General features: G+C 73.5%; 14 protein-coding genes and 1 pseudogene. 10 read left to right on the top strand and 5 right to left on the bottom strand.

What is annotated here, in order from left to right:
• Positions 1 to 31 precede the first annotated feature (31 nt).
• A complete protein-coding gene (locus G7070_RS02375; RefSeq protein ID WP_246227240.1) occupies positions 32 to 652 on the top strand; it encodes a GtrA family protein in 621 nt (206 codons plus the stop codon).
• 922 nt (positions 653 to 1,574) lie between these two features.
• On the opposite strand, the gene G7070_RS02370 is transcribed toward G7070_RS02375, so the two are convergent.
• A complete protein-coding gene (locus tag G7070_RS02370; protein WP_246227238.1) occupies positions 1,575 to 2,504 on the bottom strand; it encodes a type IV toxin-antitoxin system AbiEi family antitoxin domain-containing protein in 930 nt (309 codons plus the stop codon).
• A 506-nt stretch (positions 2,505 to 3,010) separates the two neighbouring features.
• The gene (locus G7070_RS02365; protein WP_166231682.1) at positions 3,011 to 3,724 is read right to left on the bottom strand and encodes a Type 1 glutamine amidotransferase-like domain-containing protein; all 714 of its coding nucleotides are present in this window, start codon (positions 3,722 to 3,724) and stop codon (positions 3,011 to 3,013) included.
• 100 nt (positions 3,725 to 3,824) lie between these two features.
• Between G7070_RS02365 and G7070_RS02360 the strand changes: the two are divergent.
• The 3 genes and pseudogenes from G7070_RS02360 (at position 3,825) to G7070_RS02350 (ending at position 7,184) form a co-directional block, all read left to right on the top strand.
• Positions 3,825 to 4,963 (top strand): annotated as a pseudogene (locus G7070_RS02360) (5-(carboxyamino)imidazole ribonucleotide synthase).
• Positions 4,960 to 5,457 carry a 5-(carboxyamino)imidazole ribonucleotide mutase gene (gene purE / locus G7070_RS02355; RefSeq protein WP_166231680.1) on the top strand — a complete coding sequence of 166 codons (498 nt, stop codon included), beginning with the start codon at positions 4,960 to 4,962 and terminating at the stop codon, positions 5,455 to 5,457. The pseudogene G7070_RS02360 and the gene purE overlap by 4 nt, the downstream one beginning before the upstream one ends.
• 140 nt (positions 5,458 to 5,597) lie before the next feature.
• On the top strand, positions 5,598 to 7,184 hold the full coding sequence (locus G7070_RS02350; protein WP_166231678.1) for an LCP family protein: 1,587 nt from the start codon (positions 5,598 to 5,600) through the stop codon (positions 7,182 to 7,184).
• Between the two features lie 30 nt (positions 7,185 to 7,214).
• Here G7070_RS02350 and G7070_RS02345 read toward each other — a convergent pair whose 3' ends face one another.
• Together G7070_RS02345 and G7070_RS02340 are read right to left on the bottom strand one after the other, a co-directional pair.
• Positions 7,215 to 8,057: a serine hydrolase gene (locus G7070_RS02345; protein ID WP_166231676.1), complete on the bottom strand. Its 843-nt coding sequence runs from the start codon at positions 8,055 to 8,057 to the stop codon at positions 7,215 to 7,217.
• A 29-nt stretch (positions 8,058 to 8,086) separates the two neighbouring features.
• Entirely contained in the window at positions 8,087 to 8,785 is a 699-nt protein-coding gene (locus tag G7070_RS02340) for a TIGR03089 family protein (protein ID WP_166231674.1), read from the bottom strand.
• A gap of 35 nt (positions 8,786 to 8,820) precedes the next feature.
• On the opposite strand from G7070_RS02340, the gene G7070_RS02335 reads away from it, so the two are divergent.
• The 3 genes from G7070_RS02335 (at position 8,821) to G7070_RS02325 (ending at position 11,001) form a co-directional block, all read left to right on the top strand.
• Positions 8,821 to 9,897: a mannose-1-phosphate guanylyltransferase gene (locus G7070_RS02335; RefSeq protein ID WP_166231672.1), complete on the top strand. Its 1,077-nt coding sequence runs from the start codon at positions 8,821 to 8,823 to the stop codon at positions 9,895 to 9,897.
• Positions 9,898 to 9,912: 15 nt separating this feature from the next.
• Positions 9,913 to 10,602: a hypothetical protein gene (locus tag G7070_RS02330; protein ID WP_166231670.1), complete on the top strand. Its 690-nt coding sequence runs from the start codon at positions 9,913 to 9,915 to the stop codon at positions 10,600 to 10,602.
• 144 nt (positions 10,603 to 10,746) lie between these two features.
• Positions 10,747 to 11,001: a WhiB family transcriptional regulator gene (locus G7070_RS02325; RefSeq protein ID WP_166231668.1), complete on the top strand. Its 255-nt coding sequence runs from the start codon at positions 10,747 to 10,749 to the stop codon at positions 10,999 to 11,001.
• Between the two features lie 4 nt (positions 11,002 to 11,005).
• Here the strand turns inward: G7070_RS02325 and G7070_RS02320 are convergent, their stop codons facing one another.
• Positions 11,006 to 11,446: a metallopeptidase family protein gene (locus G7070_RS02320; RefSeq protein ID WP_246227236.1), complete on the bottom strand. Its 441-nt coding sequence runs from the start codon at positions 11,444 to 11,446 to the stop codon at positions 11,006 to 11,008.
• Between the two features lie 80 nt (positions 11,447 to 11,526).
• Between G7070_RS02320 and G7070_RS02315 the strand changes: the two genes are divergently transcribed.
• The 3 genes from G7070_RS02315 to G7070_RS02305 are packed head-to-tail and all read left to right on the top strand — an operon-like array spanning position 11,527 to position 13,450.
• The gene (locus G7070_RS02315; RefSeq protein ID WP_166231666.1) at positions 11,527 to 11,913 is read left to right on the top strand and encodes a DUF3499 domain-containing protein; all 387 of its coding nucleotides are present in this window, start codon (positions 11,527 to 11,529) and stop codon (positions 11,911 to 11,913) included.
• Positions 11,910 to 13,268: a phosphohexomutase domain-containing protein gene (manB, locus tag G7070_RS02310; RefSeq protein WP_166231664.1), complete on the top strand. Its 1,359-nt coding sequence runs from the start codon at positions 11,910 to 11,912 to the stop codon at positions 13,266 to 13,268. Before G7070_RS02315 ends, manB begins: the two co-directional genes overlap by 4 nt.
• On the top strand, positions 13,265 to 13,450 hold the full coding sequence (locus G7070_RS02305) for a Trm112 family protein (RefSeq protein WP_166231662.1): 186 nt from the start codon (positions 13,265 to 13,267) through the stop codon (positions 13,448 to 13,450). Before manB ends, G7070_RS02305 begins: the two co-directional genes overlap by 4 nt.
• Positions 13,451 to 13,477: the final 27 nt, after the last annotated feature.

Here is a 13,477-nt window from a genome sequence, read left to right as displayed (position 1 = left end):
CAATCTAGCGGGCTGTGGAACCATGGACGCCGTGACGTCAGCACCCGACCCCGCCGGCTCGAACCTCCCCGAGGGCCCGAGCGCCCCCGAGCGGGCCACCCCGCCCGAGGGTCGGCCGGGCCCCGACGTGCGGGGCGCGTCGACCGGGAGCGCGCCCTTCGAAGCAGGACCGACGGACGGTCGCGCCGGACGCCGCGGGCCGCTCGCCGACGGGCCCGGGGACGCCGCGTCGGCGTCCGCGGTGCAGGGGGAGGCGGCCGAGCGGCTGGGGCTGCGGACCCAGCTCGTCCGGTTCGTGCTGACCGGCGGGCTGTCCGCCATCGTCGACTACGGGCTCCTGGTCGCGGGCATGGCGTTGGGCCTGTCGCACGCGCCGGCGAAGGCGATCAGCTGGGTCTTCGGCACGCTGACCGCCTACCTCATCAACAGCAAGTGGACGTTCCAGTCCGACGGCAACCGGCGCACCCTGGCGGCCGTGGTGGTGCTCTACCTGCTCACGTTCGGCCTGCAGGTGGGCACGTTCACGCTGATCTACCCGTTCCTGGAGTCGTGGTGGGGCGTGGCCGCCGCCCAGTTCGTCGGCTTCGTGATCGCCCAGGGCCTGGCGACGACGGTCAACTTCATCGTCCAGCGCGCGGTGATCTTCAAGTGACCCACCGGCCCGCCTGAGCGCGGCTGCGCCGGGTGGGTGGGCATCTTCCGTTCGCTGGCCGGCGTGGGGATCCGGCTCGTCGGCGGCACGGTGCTCTGCTTCCGGCGCGGAACTCTCCGCCCGCGGTCTCCCGCCCTGTTGGGTGCTGAGTCGCCCGCGTTTGCGATGCGCCGCCTGCGTTTGGGAGGAGTCGCTCACGTTGGGACGGCTCGCCCCCGGTTGGGACGAGTTGCCCCGTTTGCGACGGGCCGGCCGCCTCTGCGACCAGTCGCCCGCGCTTGCGACGGCCGCCCGCGTTTGCGACGGGCCGCCCCCGTTTGCGACGGGCCGCCCCCGTTTGCGACGGGCCGCCCCCGTTTGCGACGGGCCGCCCGCGTTGGGGACGAGTCGCCCGCGTTTGGGACGAGTCGCCCGCGTTTGGGACGGGCCGCCCGCGTTTTGGACGAGTCGCCCCCGTTTGCGTCGGGCCGCCCGCGTTTGGGACGAGTCGCCCGCGTTTGGGACGGGCTGCCCGCGTTTGGGACGAGTCGCCCCCGTTTGCGTCGGGCCGCCCGCGTTTTGGACGAGTCGCCCCCGTTTGCGACGAGTCGCCCCCATTTGGTCAGTTGCCCACGCAGGAACGGGGGCAACTGACGCAAACGGGGGCGACTGCCGGCCCTAGTGGTGCGAGGCGGGGTCCGTTGTCGCGGGTTGCTGAGCCGGCGACGACGCGTGCACCCGTAACTGCGGTCCTCGGCGCGTGCACCCGTGGCTGCGGTCGTCGGTGCGTGGACCGGAACTGCGGTCGTCGGTGCGGAACTGGAACTGCCGGCGTCGACGTTCCATCGGCGCCCCCAGGTCTCTTGGGCGCGGGGCACCCCCGCGCGAGGCTGGCGCCATCGGCGGCTCGAGTTCACGGCGCGATGCCTGCGACTCGTGCAGGTCAAGCGGTGAAGCGTGCTTGACTCCCGATCGTGGCGAAGCGAAGGGCCTGCCTGAGCTGCTCGCCGAGGCGCCGGTGATCGACGGCGACGTCCCAGGCCCACCTGGTGATGCTCCAACCGCACGCGCGGATGCGCTCCTCGCGGTCCTTCTCCCGGGCGACGACATCGGAGGCCGTGCGCCCGCGGTCGGGTGCGTCGTACTTCACCCGTCCGTCCATCTCGCCGATCAGACCGAACTCAGGCCAGGCGAAGTCGCTGGTCGCCACCCACTCCCCGTCGGCGTTGATGACCTCGAACTGCAGGTGCGGTGTCGGGATCCCCGCGCGGAGCATGGAGACGCGGCTCATCGATTCGGCCGGCGAACCCGCGCGGCCGTCGGCGAACGCGAGGGCCCGCTGGAGGTTCCGGTTTCCGCGGCGCCGGCGTCCCGCGTCGGCGTACGCCAGCAGCACGCCCGCATCCGCCTGTCGGGCCAGCCCCGCGTCGGCGATGGCGACGGACCACTCGAAGCGCTCGTCACGCAGGGTGTCGGCGATCGTCCGTTCGAGCGCGGTGACGCGGAAGCCGTCGATCAGCACGACCTCGTCGTCCCGTAGGGGCGAGTGATGGAAATGGACGCCGGCCCGACGGCGTCCGTGCGAGCCGGACGCACGGGTGAGGTGCACCTGAGTGAGCGAGGACGCCGGAACCGGGAGTCCGTGGAACAGGGCGGCCGACGCGTGACTGATGGCGGTACCGGGTAGTCGCAGCACGGCCGCCGCACGAGCGAGATCGCGATGGCGGCCCCTCGGCTCGTCCGCTCCGGGTGGCGCGTAGACGCCTCGGCGGAGCTGCTCCAGGGTGCCGTCGCGGCAGGCGGCGCGGAGGTCCCGTGCCGACCAGCCGTCCACGGTGTAGGTGTGGGTCAGTCGAAGGTCGTTGCGCTCCATGGCCGCAGCACATCTGACCGGAGCCGTCGAAACCACCCCGGAACGAGAACTGTGGATAGCGGACGCGCGCATCCACAGTTTGGTTCGTCACGACTCGCTCGCAGTCGCCCCCTTTCGGGTCAGTCGCCCCCGGTGGAACGGGGGCAACTGACCCGAACGGGGGCTTCTCGTTCCTTAGGTGAGCGGCTCGTCGCGAACGCGGGCGGCTCGTCGCAACTGGGGGCGGCTGGTCGCAAGCGGGGGCGGCTGGTCGCAACTGGGGGCGGCTGGTCGCAACTGGGGGCGGCTGGTCGCAACTGGGGGCGGCTGGTCGCAAGCGGGGGCGGCTGGTCGCAACTGGGGGCGGCTGGTCGTAAGCGGGGGCGGCTCGTCGTAAGCGGGGGCGGCTGGTCGCAAGCGGGGGCGGCTGGTCGCAAGCGGGGGCGGTTCGTCGCCGAGGACGCACTGGTCCGGCGTGCGCCGAGGAGCCAGTAAGGAGACGCTCTGGGGCCGCCCCCGTCGGGAAGCTAGAGCAGTTCGACCTTCTGCTGCTCGACCACCACGCCGGACGCCGTCGGCAGGTCGGAGGGCTGGATCGAGAACACCCGCTGGCCGGGGGCCTCGGCGATGCAGCCCGCGAACGCGCCGTCGGCGTAGTGGACGCCGGCGCCGTCGTCGGCGGCCCAGCCGCCGGGCAGGTCGCCCGAGGACACCGCGTCGGTGTAGACGCCGACCCGGCCGTCCTCGGAGTCGAAGTGGCTGCAGAAGCTGCCCTTCTCCAGGCCCAACCCGCCGCGGTAGGCGCGGAAGTCGCCGAACGAGTCGGTCACGCAGCCCTCGAACCACACGTTCGCGCCGGCGGAGGTGCCGGCGAGCACGACGTCCCCGGCCGCGTAGCGCTGCTTGATGGCCTTGCCGACGCCGTGCGCCTTCCACAGCGCCAGCGCGTTCACCGTGGCGCCGTTGCCGACGAGGATGAGGTCGGCCTCGGCGATGCGCGCCACCGCGTTGGCGGCGTCCTGCCACAGCGTCAGCACCATGGGGCGGATGCCGAGCGTGCCGTAGGCCACGAGGAACTTGTTGATGTACTGGGGGTCGTCGGCCGACGCGGTCGGGACGAAGCACACCAGCGGGCTCCGTTTCCCGGTCAGCTCGACCACGTAGCGATCGAAATTGGTGGGGGAGCCCAGCGGCGACGTGGCGAACCCGCCACCCCCCATCGCGACGATGTGAGCGGTCATGCGGCCATCTTGGCATGAGGCGGGCGGCGAACGCCCAGTATCGTGACCGCTTGTGACGGAACTCAACATCGGCATCGTCGGAGGCGGGCAGCTCGCCCGCATGATGGACGAGGCGGCCACCCCGCTCGGCCTGCGCGTGCGCCTGCTCGCGGAGGGCCCCGAGACCTCGGCGGCGCTCGTGGTCCCGGAGACGACGGTGGGCGACTACACCGACCCCGCCACGCTGACGGCGTTCGCCCGCGGCGTCGACGCGATCACCTTCGACCACGAGCACGTCCCCACCGACCTGCTGGCCGCCCTCGAGGACGCCGGCACGGCGGTCCGCCCGGGGCCGGCCGCCCTGCTGTACGCCCAGGACAAGGCGGCGATGCGGGCCCGGCTGACCGAGCTCGGGGCGCCCTGCCCCGCGTGGCGCGTCGTCGCCGACGAGGCCGAGCTGGCCGCCTTCGCCGCGGAGGTCGGCTGGCCCGTCATCGCCAAGACGTCCCGCGGCGGATACGACGGCAAGGGCGTGTGGAAGGTGGACGGCCCCGCCGAGGCGTCCGCGCCCTTCGAGGCGCTGCAGCGCGCCCTCGGCCCGACCGAACGAGACACCACCGACGAGGCCCCCGCGAGGACGTGGTGATCGTCGCGGAGGAGTACGTGCCGTTCACGCGCGAGATGTCGGTCCTGGTCGCGCGCCGACCCGGCGGCGAGGCGGTCGCCTACCCGGTCACCGAGACGGTGCAGCGCGCCGGCATCTGCCACGAGACCACCACCCCGGCCCCCGGCCTGGACGCCGAGCGCGCCGCCGCGATCGAGGCGCTGGGACGCCGGCTCGCCGACGAGCTCGGCGTCGTCGGCATCCTGGCCGTGGAGCTCATGGAGCGCCCCGACGGCGAGGTGGTCGTCAACGAGTTGGCGATGCGCCCGCACAACACGGGGCACTGGACCATCGAGGGCGCCGTGACCAGCCAGTTCGAGAACCACCTCCGCGCCGTGGCCGACCTGCCGCTGGGCTCCACCGCGCTGCGCGACGGCGTCGCCGTCATGACCAACGTGCTCGGCGGCAGCAACCCCGACCTCGTCGGCTCGCTCGCCACCGTCCTGGCCGACCCGGCCGTCCGCGTCCACCTCTACGGCAAGGGCGTCAAGCCCGGCCGCAAGGTGGGCCACGTCACCGTTACCGGCGCCGACATGGACGCCGCCCGCGCCTCGGCCCGCGCCGCCGCCGGCCATCTCGAAGGGAACCCCGCATGAGCGACACCACGCCGCTGGTCGGCATCGTCATGGGCTCGGACTCCGACTGGCCCACCATGGAGGCCGCCGCGCAGGCGCTGCGCGAGTTCGGGGTGGCCTACGAGGCCGACGTCGTCTCGGCGCACCGCATGCCGGAGGAGATGGTCGAGTACGGCCGCCGCGCCCACGAGCGCGGCCTGAAGGTCATCATCGCCGGGGCCGGGGGCGCGGCGCACCTGCCCGGCATGCTCGCCGCCCTGACCCCGCTGCCCGTGATCGGGGTGCCGGTCGCCCTGAAGCACCTCGACGGCATGGACTCGCTGCTCTCGATCGTGCAGATGCCGGCGGGTGTCCCGGTGGCGACCGTGTCGATCGGGAACGCCCGCAACGCCGGCCTGCTGGCCGTCCGCATGCTCGGCGTGGGCGACCCCGCCCTGGTGGACGCCATGGTCGCGTTCCAGGGCGCACTGCGCGACGCCGCCCACGCCAAGGGCGAGCGGGTCCGCGGCCACTGACCCGGGGTCCGGGTTGCCCGGCCCCCGCCGGGTGACCCGAGCGCACCGATCGGCCAACACGCCGGGCCACCGGAGCGGTCAACGGCCCTCGTGGCGACAGGATGGTCCGGACCGTCCTCGTCCTTCCCCCGAGGTGAGCCATGAATCAGGTGACCCACGCCGACGCCGCCCAGCAGAGCCGGCGCATCGCCTGGCGCCGTGGCGTCGGGCTCCTCGTGATGACGGCGCTGGCGCCCGGCTCCGCGCAGCTGGTCGCCGGCGGGCGCGGCGTCGGCCGGTTCGCGATGCGGGTCTGGGGCGGCGTCCTGCTGCTCCTCGCGGCCTTCGTCGCCACCGTGCTGCTCAACCGGAACCTCGCCGTCGCGCTGTTCACCCACCCCGCCACCCAGTGGATCGCGTCGGTCGTCGTCCTGGCGCTCGGCCTCGGCTGGGCGCTGCTCTTCCTGGACGCCTGGCGCATCAGCCACCCCCGCGCGATGGGCGGGCGGCAACTCGGGATGGCGGGGCTCTCCCTGGTGCTCGCCGCCGCCGTCGGGCTCGGAGCGACGCAGGCCTCGGCGCTGTCCCGCAGCCAGGCCCAGCTCTTCGGCAACGTGTTCGCCGGCGGGGGAGAGACCCAGGCCAAGGACGGCCGCATCAACGTGCTGCTCATCGGCGCGGACGCCGGCGACGACCGGCAGGGGCTGCGGGCCGACACCATCATGGTCGCCTCCGTCAGCGCCACCACGGGGCGCACCGTCCTGTTCAGCCTGCCGCGCAACCTGCAGCACGCCCCGTTCCCGCGCGGCAGCCAGCTGGCCAAGCAGTACCCCGGCGGCTACGCCTGCCCTGACCAGAGCTGCCTGCTGAACGCGGTGTACCAGCTGGGCCACCAGCACAAGGCCGACTTCCCCGACGCCGCCGACCCGGGCATCGCCGCCACGCGCGCCGTCGTCGGCGAGACGCTCGGGCTGGGCATCAACTACTACGCCCTGGTCGACATGCGCGGGTTCGAGAGCCTCATCGACGCCCTCGGCGGGGTGAAGCTCGACATCGCCAAGGCCGTCCCGATCGGGGGCGGCGCGGCCCGCGTCGAGGGCTACATCCAGCCCGGCAAGGGCGTGACGCTCGACGGCTTCCAGGCGCTGTGGTTCGCCCGCTCGCGGGAAGGCTCCAGCGACTACGAGCGCATGACCCGCCAGAAGTGCGTGATGAACGCCCTGGTCAAGCAGGTGAACCCCGTCACCGTCGCCACGAACTTCACCTCGCTCGCGGACGCCGGGGGAGCGATGGTCTCCACCGACATCCCGGGCAGCGAGGTGGCGCCCCTGCTGGAACTGGCCAACGCCGGCCGGCGGCTGCCGCTCGCATCGACGGCGTTCGCGCCGCCGCTGATCGAGCCCTCCCGCCCGGACTACGACCTGATCCGACGCACCGTCGCCGGCGAGATCGCCCACTCCGAGACGCTCGACGTCGAGGCCCAGCGCCAGGCGGAGGCGGCCCCGACCGCGCCCGCAGCGCCCACGCCGGACGCCGCGCCGGCGTCCGGTCCCAAGCCGAGTTCCGCCGCGCCCGCGGCGTCCGCCACCGCGGCGGCCCCGTCGGGGCAGAAGAAGGGGAGCGCCGCGACCCCCGCGGGCGAGGCGACGCCGAAGCCCGTGGTGGGGAAGAAGGCCGAGAAGTCGGATGGCCACTTCAGCGAGGAGCGGCAGACCGCCGACCTCGAGACGGTCTGCGGCGTGGCCTGAGCGGACGCCCCCGCGGCCGGAGCGGCCCGGTCAGACCAGTTCGCCCGAGCCGAAGATCGTGAACAGTCCCGCGCCGATGGCGTCCACCAGGTCGCGCCCCTCGTCGAAGGTCGGGCGGCGGCACATGATGGCGGCGGTGTAGTCGCGGCCCTCGCCCACGACGTGCCCGATCGAGTTGACGGCCCACAGGTTGTCCAGCGATTTGAACTGCACCCAGCCGTTCTTCATGGCGACCTCGACCTTGTCCTTGCGGCGGTCGTGCCCCACGCCCCACGTCTGTTCGGAGTTCGTCTTGGTCATGACGTCGACCAGGTAGAGCCGGTCCTCGTCGTGGACGGCGGGCGTGCCCTCCACGAGCCGGTCGATCAGGACGCGCTGGTCGTCGGGGGTGGTGTTGGTCCAGGACCAGAAGGGGCTGCGCGGGTCCGCGTGCGTGTTCGGCAGCCCCAGCCCGACCGCGAGCCGGGTGTACTGGTCGCCGCCGCCCACGAACTCCCACAGGGCGTCGGCTGAGTCGTTGTCGGAGTTCACGATCGCCTTGCTGAGCTGGCGGTAGCGGTCGAAGGGCAGGTCCTCGCCGGCGGCGCGCGCCTTGTTGAGCGCCATCAGGGCGATCATCACCTTGGCGATGGACGCGCTCTGGGTGTCGTAGCCCCCGTTGAAGGAGAACGTCCCGCCGGTGCGGCGGTCGCGCACCGACAGGCCGAGCAGGTCGGTGGTCTTCGCGTACAGCTCCATGAGGGCCTGCAGCTGGTCGCGCACCGAGCCGGTGAGCGGCGGCGGGGCGGGCACCGAGGGTGCGCCCTTCGAGCACGCGGTCAGGGCGAGCGCGGCGGCGCCGACCAACAGGCCTCGGCGGGAGAGCGGGGTCATGGGGAACCTTTCTGCGGCGGCCGCTGCCATCATGCCAGCAGTTCGGCGCGCTCGGCGGTGGCGGTGCGGGCCAGGGCGTCGGCGTCCGGCTGCTCGACGAGCACCAGCGAGCCGCCGCCCAGCACGACGCCCAGCAGCAGCGTCACGGCGTGGCGCGCGTCGCGCGGGTGGGCCAGGACGCGGCCCGCCTGCGACGCTCCGGCGAGCAGGTCGTCGGTGGTGAGGACGCCCTCCGCGTCGGCCCAGGCGGGGGTCGGGCCGGTCAGCGGGGTCGGCAGGGCGACGTCGGGCTGGGCCAGCGCCTCGCCGGTGTAGTCCAGCAGGCCGGGCGGCGGCGCCGACAGCGGGCGGGCCCAGGCGTCCAGCGAGCAGGCGAAGCCGGGCGCGGACGTGGCCGGCTCGGGCGCGGAGCGGCCCGTGACCACGAGGTCGGGTGCGGACGCGGTGAGGTCGACCGACGCGCCGGCGTCCCAGGCCGCGAAGGGCCAGATCAGCGCCATCCAGTGCGCCGGGTGGTCGCGGAGCACGTCCAGGCGCAGCACCGCGCCGGGCTCCACGTCGGACTCGGCCAGCAGGTTCACGGTCTTGGCGACCCAGTTCTCGAAGCTCGCCACGCTCAACTCGGTGCGGGCGCCGTCGGCGCCGTACCAGGTGAGCAGGGGGGCGTTGCCGTCGCGGGAGGCGCGAAGCCGCAGGGCCTCGCCGGGGGAACGCGCTGCTCGGGTCACCGCTCCAGCATAGGTCGGCCGCTAGGCTGCCCAGCATGCGCTACGTCGTGATCATGGCCGGCGGTTCCGGCACCCGGCTGTGGCCGCTGTCGCGCAAGGGCACCCCCAAGCAGCTCCTCAAGCTCATCGGCGGCCGCAGCCTGCTGCGCCTGGCGTTCGAGCGGGCGCGGCGGCTCGTGCCCGACGACCGGATCCTGGTGGTGACCGGCGCGCCCTACCTCGACGAGGTCGCCGCCGACCTGCCCGAGGTCGCGCCCGGCAACCTGCTGGGGGAGCCGGAGGGCCGCGACTCCCTCAACGCGGTGGCCTGGCCCGCCGCGGTGCTGGCGCACCGCGACCCGGACGCCGTCATCGCCCAACTGACCGCCGACCAGCTCATCGAGCCGTTGGACGCCTTCGTCGAGGCGCTCGAGGAGGCGTTCGACGTGGCCGAGGCCGATCCCCGCAACCTCGTCACCCTCGGCGTGCTGCCCACCAGCCCGCACACCGGTTACGGGTACCTGCACCGCGGCCCCGCGCTGCCCGGGTTCCCCACCGCGTGCCGGGTCCTGGAGTTCCGGGAGAAGCCGGACGCCGCCACCGCCGCCGCCTACCTCGCCTCGGGCGACTACTGGTGGAACGCCGGGATGTTCGTCTGGCGCGCCACCACCGTGCTGGACCAGCTGGCCGCCCTCGAGCCCGACACCCACGCCAAGGTCAGCGAGTTGGCCGCGCACCCGGATCGCCTCAACGAGGTGTTCCCCACGCTGCGCAAGACCTCGGTCGACTTCGGGATCATGGAGCCGGTCTCCCAAGGGGCGACCGACGCCCGGGTGGTCGCGGTGGCACTGCCGATCCAGTGGCGCGACATGGGCGGCTTCGCCAGCCTCGCCGAGGTGCTCGCCGCCGACCCGGCCGGCAACGTGGTCGACGGCGACGGCGTCCTCATGGACGCCGAGGGCAACCTCGTCATCAACACGGTGCCCGGCCATGTGGTGTCGCTGACCGGCGTCAGCGACATGGTGGTCGTCCACACGCCGGACGCCACCCTCGTCACCACGCTCGAGGGCGCCGAGAACGTCAAGGCCCTCGTGGCGCAGGTGGCCAGCCAGGCCGGCGCCCGCTACGTCTGAGCCGGGAAGGGAAACGTGTTCGACAACGTGATGAGGCTGCGGGAACCCGCGGCGTGGACCGTGCTGGCGGTGACCGTCGCCGCCATCGTGCTGGCGGTGATCCGGTTCGTGCTGGCGCTCGGGGCCGGCGTCGGGCTGGCCGCCGCGTCGCAGGACATGGCCCTGACGGCGATGAATCTCACCCTGGTGATCCTCGTGGTCGCGCTGGTCTGGGCGTGCGTGTTCGCCTCGCCGACGCCGCGGGCCACGCAGCTGGTGGGCGTGGCGGCCGTCGTCGTGACGGTCGGCACGCTGCTGACGATCGCCGGCACCCTCATCGGTGCGAGCGCGTCGGCGGGCACGCTGGCGGTCCTGCTGGAGGTGCTCGGCGGCCTGCTCGACATCGTGCTCAAGGTCGTCGCCACCATCACGCTGTGGCTGATCCTGCGGGGGATGCTGGGTGGCAGGATCGCGGCGCGCGCCCCGATCGAGGCGCCGCCGGCGGCCGCGGAGGTCGAGCCCGAACCCGCGGCGCCCCCTGCCGAGCCCGTCGCCGACGGCCCGCCGGCCTGGACGCCGGACCCGAACGCCGGCACGGTCTGGGCGTCGGCCGCCGACGCCGCGCAGGGCACGCCCGGCGCGGGGCCCACGGATCCGAACCGGGGCGGCTGGCACCCCGTGCAGCGCCCGGAACTCGACGGACGCGGCGAGGACGACCCGCGCTGAAAGCCGTCTACTACGGCGTGTCGGGTAGCGCCGGAGGGCAGTGTCCCCCTCGGGTCCGACGGTTTCGGCTTGACGTATCGAAACGACACCGATGTAATTCAGTGTGTCAAGTACGGTCGTCGGCGCGTCGAGGAGGTCCACTGAATGCCTGAGCTGATCGTGGTGCTGGACGACGAGGGGCTGTTGAGCTGGCAGGAGCGCGCGCTGTGCGCGCAGACCGACCCCGAGGCGTTCTTCCCCGAAAAGGGCGGTTCGACCCGGGAGGCCAAGAAGGTCTGCCAGACGTGCGAGGTCCGGGCCGAGTGCCTGGAGTACGCGCTGGGTCACGACGAGCGCTTCGGAATCTGGGGCGGGCTGTCGGAGCGGGAGCGGCGCAAGCTCAAGCGCCGCGCCGTCTGAGGCGTCAGTCCTCCTCGTCCTCCCGGTGCCCGCCAGGGTCGATCTCGTCGATCGCGATGCCCGTGGCGTCGCTCAACTGCTCCACGATGGTGCGGTAGACGAGGATCCGGAGCCCGGCGCGGGTGCGCGCCCGCCGCTCCAGCGGTCGCCGGAACACCACCACCTGACCGTTCTTCGTCGGCGTGGCCGACACCGCCGCGGCGAGCGGCACCCGATCCACCCACGCCTGCGTCATCGGTGGTACGTCCTCCACCCCGACATCCATCGCCGCGAGCGCGCGCGGGCACTGGCGCGCGATCTGGGAGAGCGCGTCGGTCACGCAGCGCGTGAAGAACGCCGGCGGCGGCACCTGACGCGCCAGGGGCACGGGCTCACCGGTGTAGGGGTTCGGAAGGGCCAACCGCCCGCGCATCACCCGGCCGTGCCGCTCCCGCCGCTTGCTCATGGCCGTCACTGTAGCCACGCCCGCCGACACTCCCGCGCTCGTCCGAGGCGCCGGGACGTCCCGGGGGTAGCGTGACCCGGGTGAAACCGCGTCTGTGCTCGAAGTCGGGCTGCCGACAGGCGGCGATCGCCACCCTCACGTACGCCTACGCCGACCGCGCGGCGGTCGTGGGACCGCTCGCGCTCCGGCACGAGCCGGGCAGCTACGACCTGTGCGGCGACCACTGCGCGGGGCTGTCGACCCCGCGCGGCTGGGAGCTGATCCGGCTCCCGCTGGACGAGTGGGAGCCCACCCCCAGCCACGACGACCTGCTCGCGCTGGCCGACGCCGTGCGCGAGGTCGGGCTCACCTGGGACGCCCCCGGCGCGGGCCCGGCGGACCCCCCGCAGCCCCGCGTCACGCGCCGCCGCGGCCACCTCGGTGTGGTGGCCGACCTGGACGAGGCTGCCGCTAGTCTTGAGCGGTGATCACCGCCGCCGTCTTCAAGGCCAACGACATCCGTGGCCTCATCGGCGGCCCTGACGCCGAGTGGGATCTCGACGGCGCGCGCGCCGTCGGGGCCGCCTACGTCCGCGTGTTCGACCTGGCGGGGCGCGAGTTCGTCATGGGGCGCGACATGCGCCTCACGGGCCCGGCCGTCGCCGCCGCCTTCGCCGAGGGCGCCCGCGAGCAGGGCGCCTCGGTGGTCGACGTCGGGCTGGCCTCGACCGACGGCCTCTGGTACGCCTCCGGGACGCTGGGGCTGCACGGCGTCCAGTTCACCGCGTCCCACAACCCGGCCGGCTACAACGGGGTCAAGTTCTGCCTCCCCGGCGCCGCGCCGGTGACGCCCGAGGACCTGGTGGCCCTGCGCGAGGTGGCGCTCGGCCCCGACCTGCCGCCCGCGCCGCGGCGCGGCGGGCTGCGGACCCTCGACGTGCTGGACGGCTACGCCGCCCACCTGCGCTCGCTGGTCGACCTGGACGGGATGCGGCGGCTCCGGGTCGTGGTGGACGCCGGCAACGGCATGGCCGGGCTGACCACCGACGCGGTGCTCGGCCCCCTGAACCTGGACGTCGTCGGGCTGTACCTCGACCTCGACGGCACCTTCCCCCACCACATGCCCAACCCGCTGATCCCCGAGAACCTGGTGGACGCCCAGCGCGCCGTCCGCGAGACCGGGGCCGACGTCGGGCTCGTGTTCGACGGGGACGCCGACCGCTGCTTCATCATCGACGAGCGGGGCGAGGTCGTCACCCCGTCGGTGGTCACGGCGCTGATCGCCGGCCAGGAGCTCGCCCGCGAGCCGGGCGGCACCATCGTCATCAACACCATCACCTCCCGGGCCGTCGGCGAGGTGGTCGCCCGCCTCGGCGGCCGCCTGGTGGTCAGCAAGGTGGGGCACACCTCGGTGAAGGCGGCGATGGCCGAGCACGACGCGATCTTCGGCGGCGAGCACTCCGCGCACTACTACTTCCGCGACTTCTGGGGCGCCGACACCGGCATGCTCGCCGGGCTGAACGTGCTCGCGATGCTGGGCCACGGCGACGCCACCATGTCCGAGCTGGCCGCCCGGGTGGACGGTTACGTGCCCTCGGGCGAACTCAACGCCACCGTGCCCGACGCCGGCGTGGTGCTCGCCGACGTCCGCGCCGCGTTCGCGGGCCGCGGCGTGGTGGACGACACCGACGGCGTCACCGTCTCCACCGACGACTGGTGGGTCAACGTCCGGCCCTCCAACACCGAGCCGCTGGTCCGGCTCAACGCCGAGGCCCGCGACCGGGCCACCATGGCCGCGCTGCGGGACGAGGCGCTCGCCATCATCAACAGGAGGAACCGATGAGTGACCTGATCCCCGGCATCCTGGAGCTGCTGGTCTGCCCGCACTGCCACGGCCAACTGGCCTGGGACTACGAGGCGTCCGAGCTCGTGTGCACCGACCCCGACTGCGCGCTGGCCTACCCGGTGCGCGGCGGCATCCCGATCCTGGTGATCGACGAGGCGCGCTCGACCAAGGCGCCGTGATGCTCGTCTTCGACGAGGGCCGGCTGG

It is taken from the genome of Propioniciclava coleopterorum (assembly GCF_011393335.1).
GTDB classification, from domain to species: Bacteria; Actinomycetota; Actinomycetes; order Propionibacteriales; family Propionibacteriaceae; genus Propioniciclava; species Propioniciclava coleopterorum.
Note: the sequence above shows the minus strand (reverse complement) of the source record. Positions and strands in the feature narration are given on the sequence as shown.

Coding starts and splice junctions, on each gene's coding strand:
- G7070_RS02325 (WP_166231668.1), top strand. CDS start 10,747: ATGCCTGAGCTGATCGTGGTGCTGGACGACGAGGGGCTGTTGAGCTGG.
- G7070_RS02345 (WP_166231676.1), bottom strand. CDS start 8,057: ATGACCCCGCTCTCCCGCCGAGGCCTGTTGGTCGGCGCCGCCGCGCTC.
- G7070_RS02335 (WP_166231672.1), top strand. CDS start 8,821: ATGCGCTACGTCGTGATCATGGCCGGCGGTTCCGGCACCCGGCTGTGG.
- purE (WP_166231680.1), top strand. CDS start 4,960: ATGAGCGACACCACGCCGCTGGTCGGCATCGTCATGGGCTCGGACTCC.
- G7070_RS02365 (WP_166231682.1), bottom strand. CDS start 3,724: ATGACCGCTCACATCGTCGCGATGGGGGGTGGCGGGTTCGCCACGTCG.
- G7070_RS02305 (WP_166231662.1), top strand. CDS start 13,265: ATGAGTGACCTGATCCCCGGCATCCTGGAGCTGCTGGTCTGCCCGCAC.
- G7070_RS02350 (WP_166231678.1), top strand. CDS start 5,598: ATGAATCAGGTGACCCACGCCGACGCCGCCCAGCAGAGCCGGCGCATC.
- G7070_RS02370 (WP_246227238.1), bottom strand. CDS start 2,504: ATGGAGCGCAACGACCTTCGACTGACCCACACCTACACCGTGGACGGC.
- G7070_RS02320 (WP_246227236.1), bottom strand. CDS start 11,446: ATGAGCAAGCGGCGGGAGCGGCACGGCCGGGTGATGCGCGGGCGGTTG.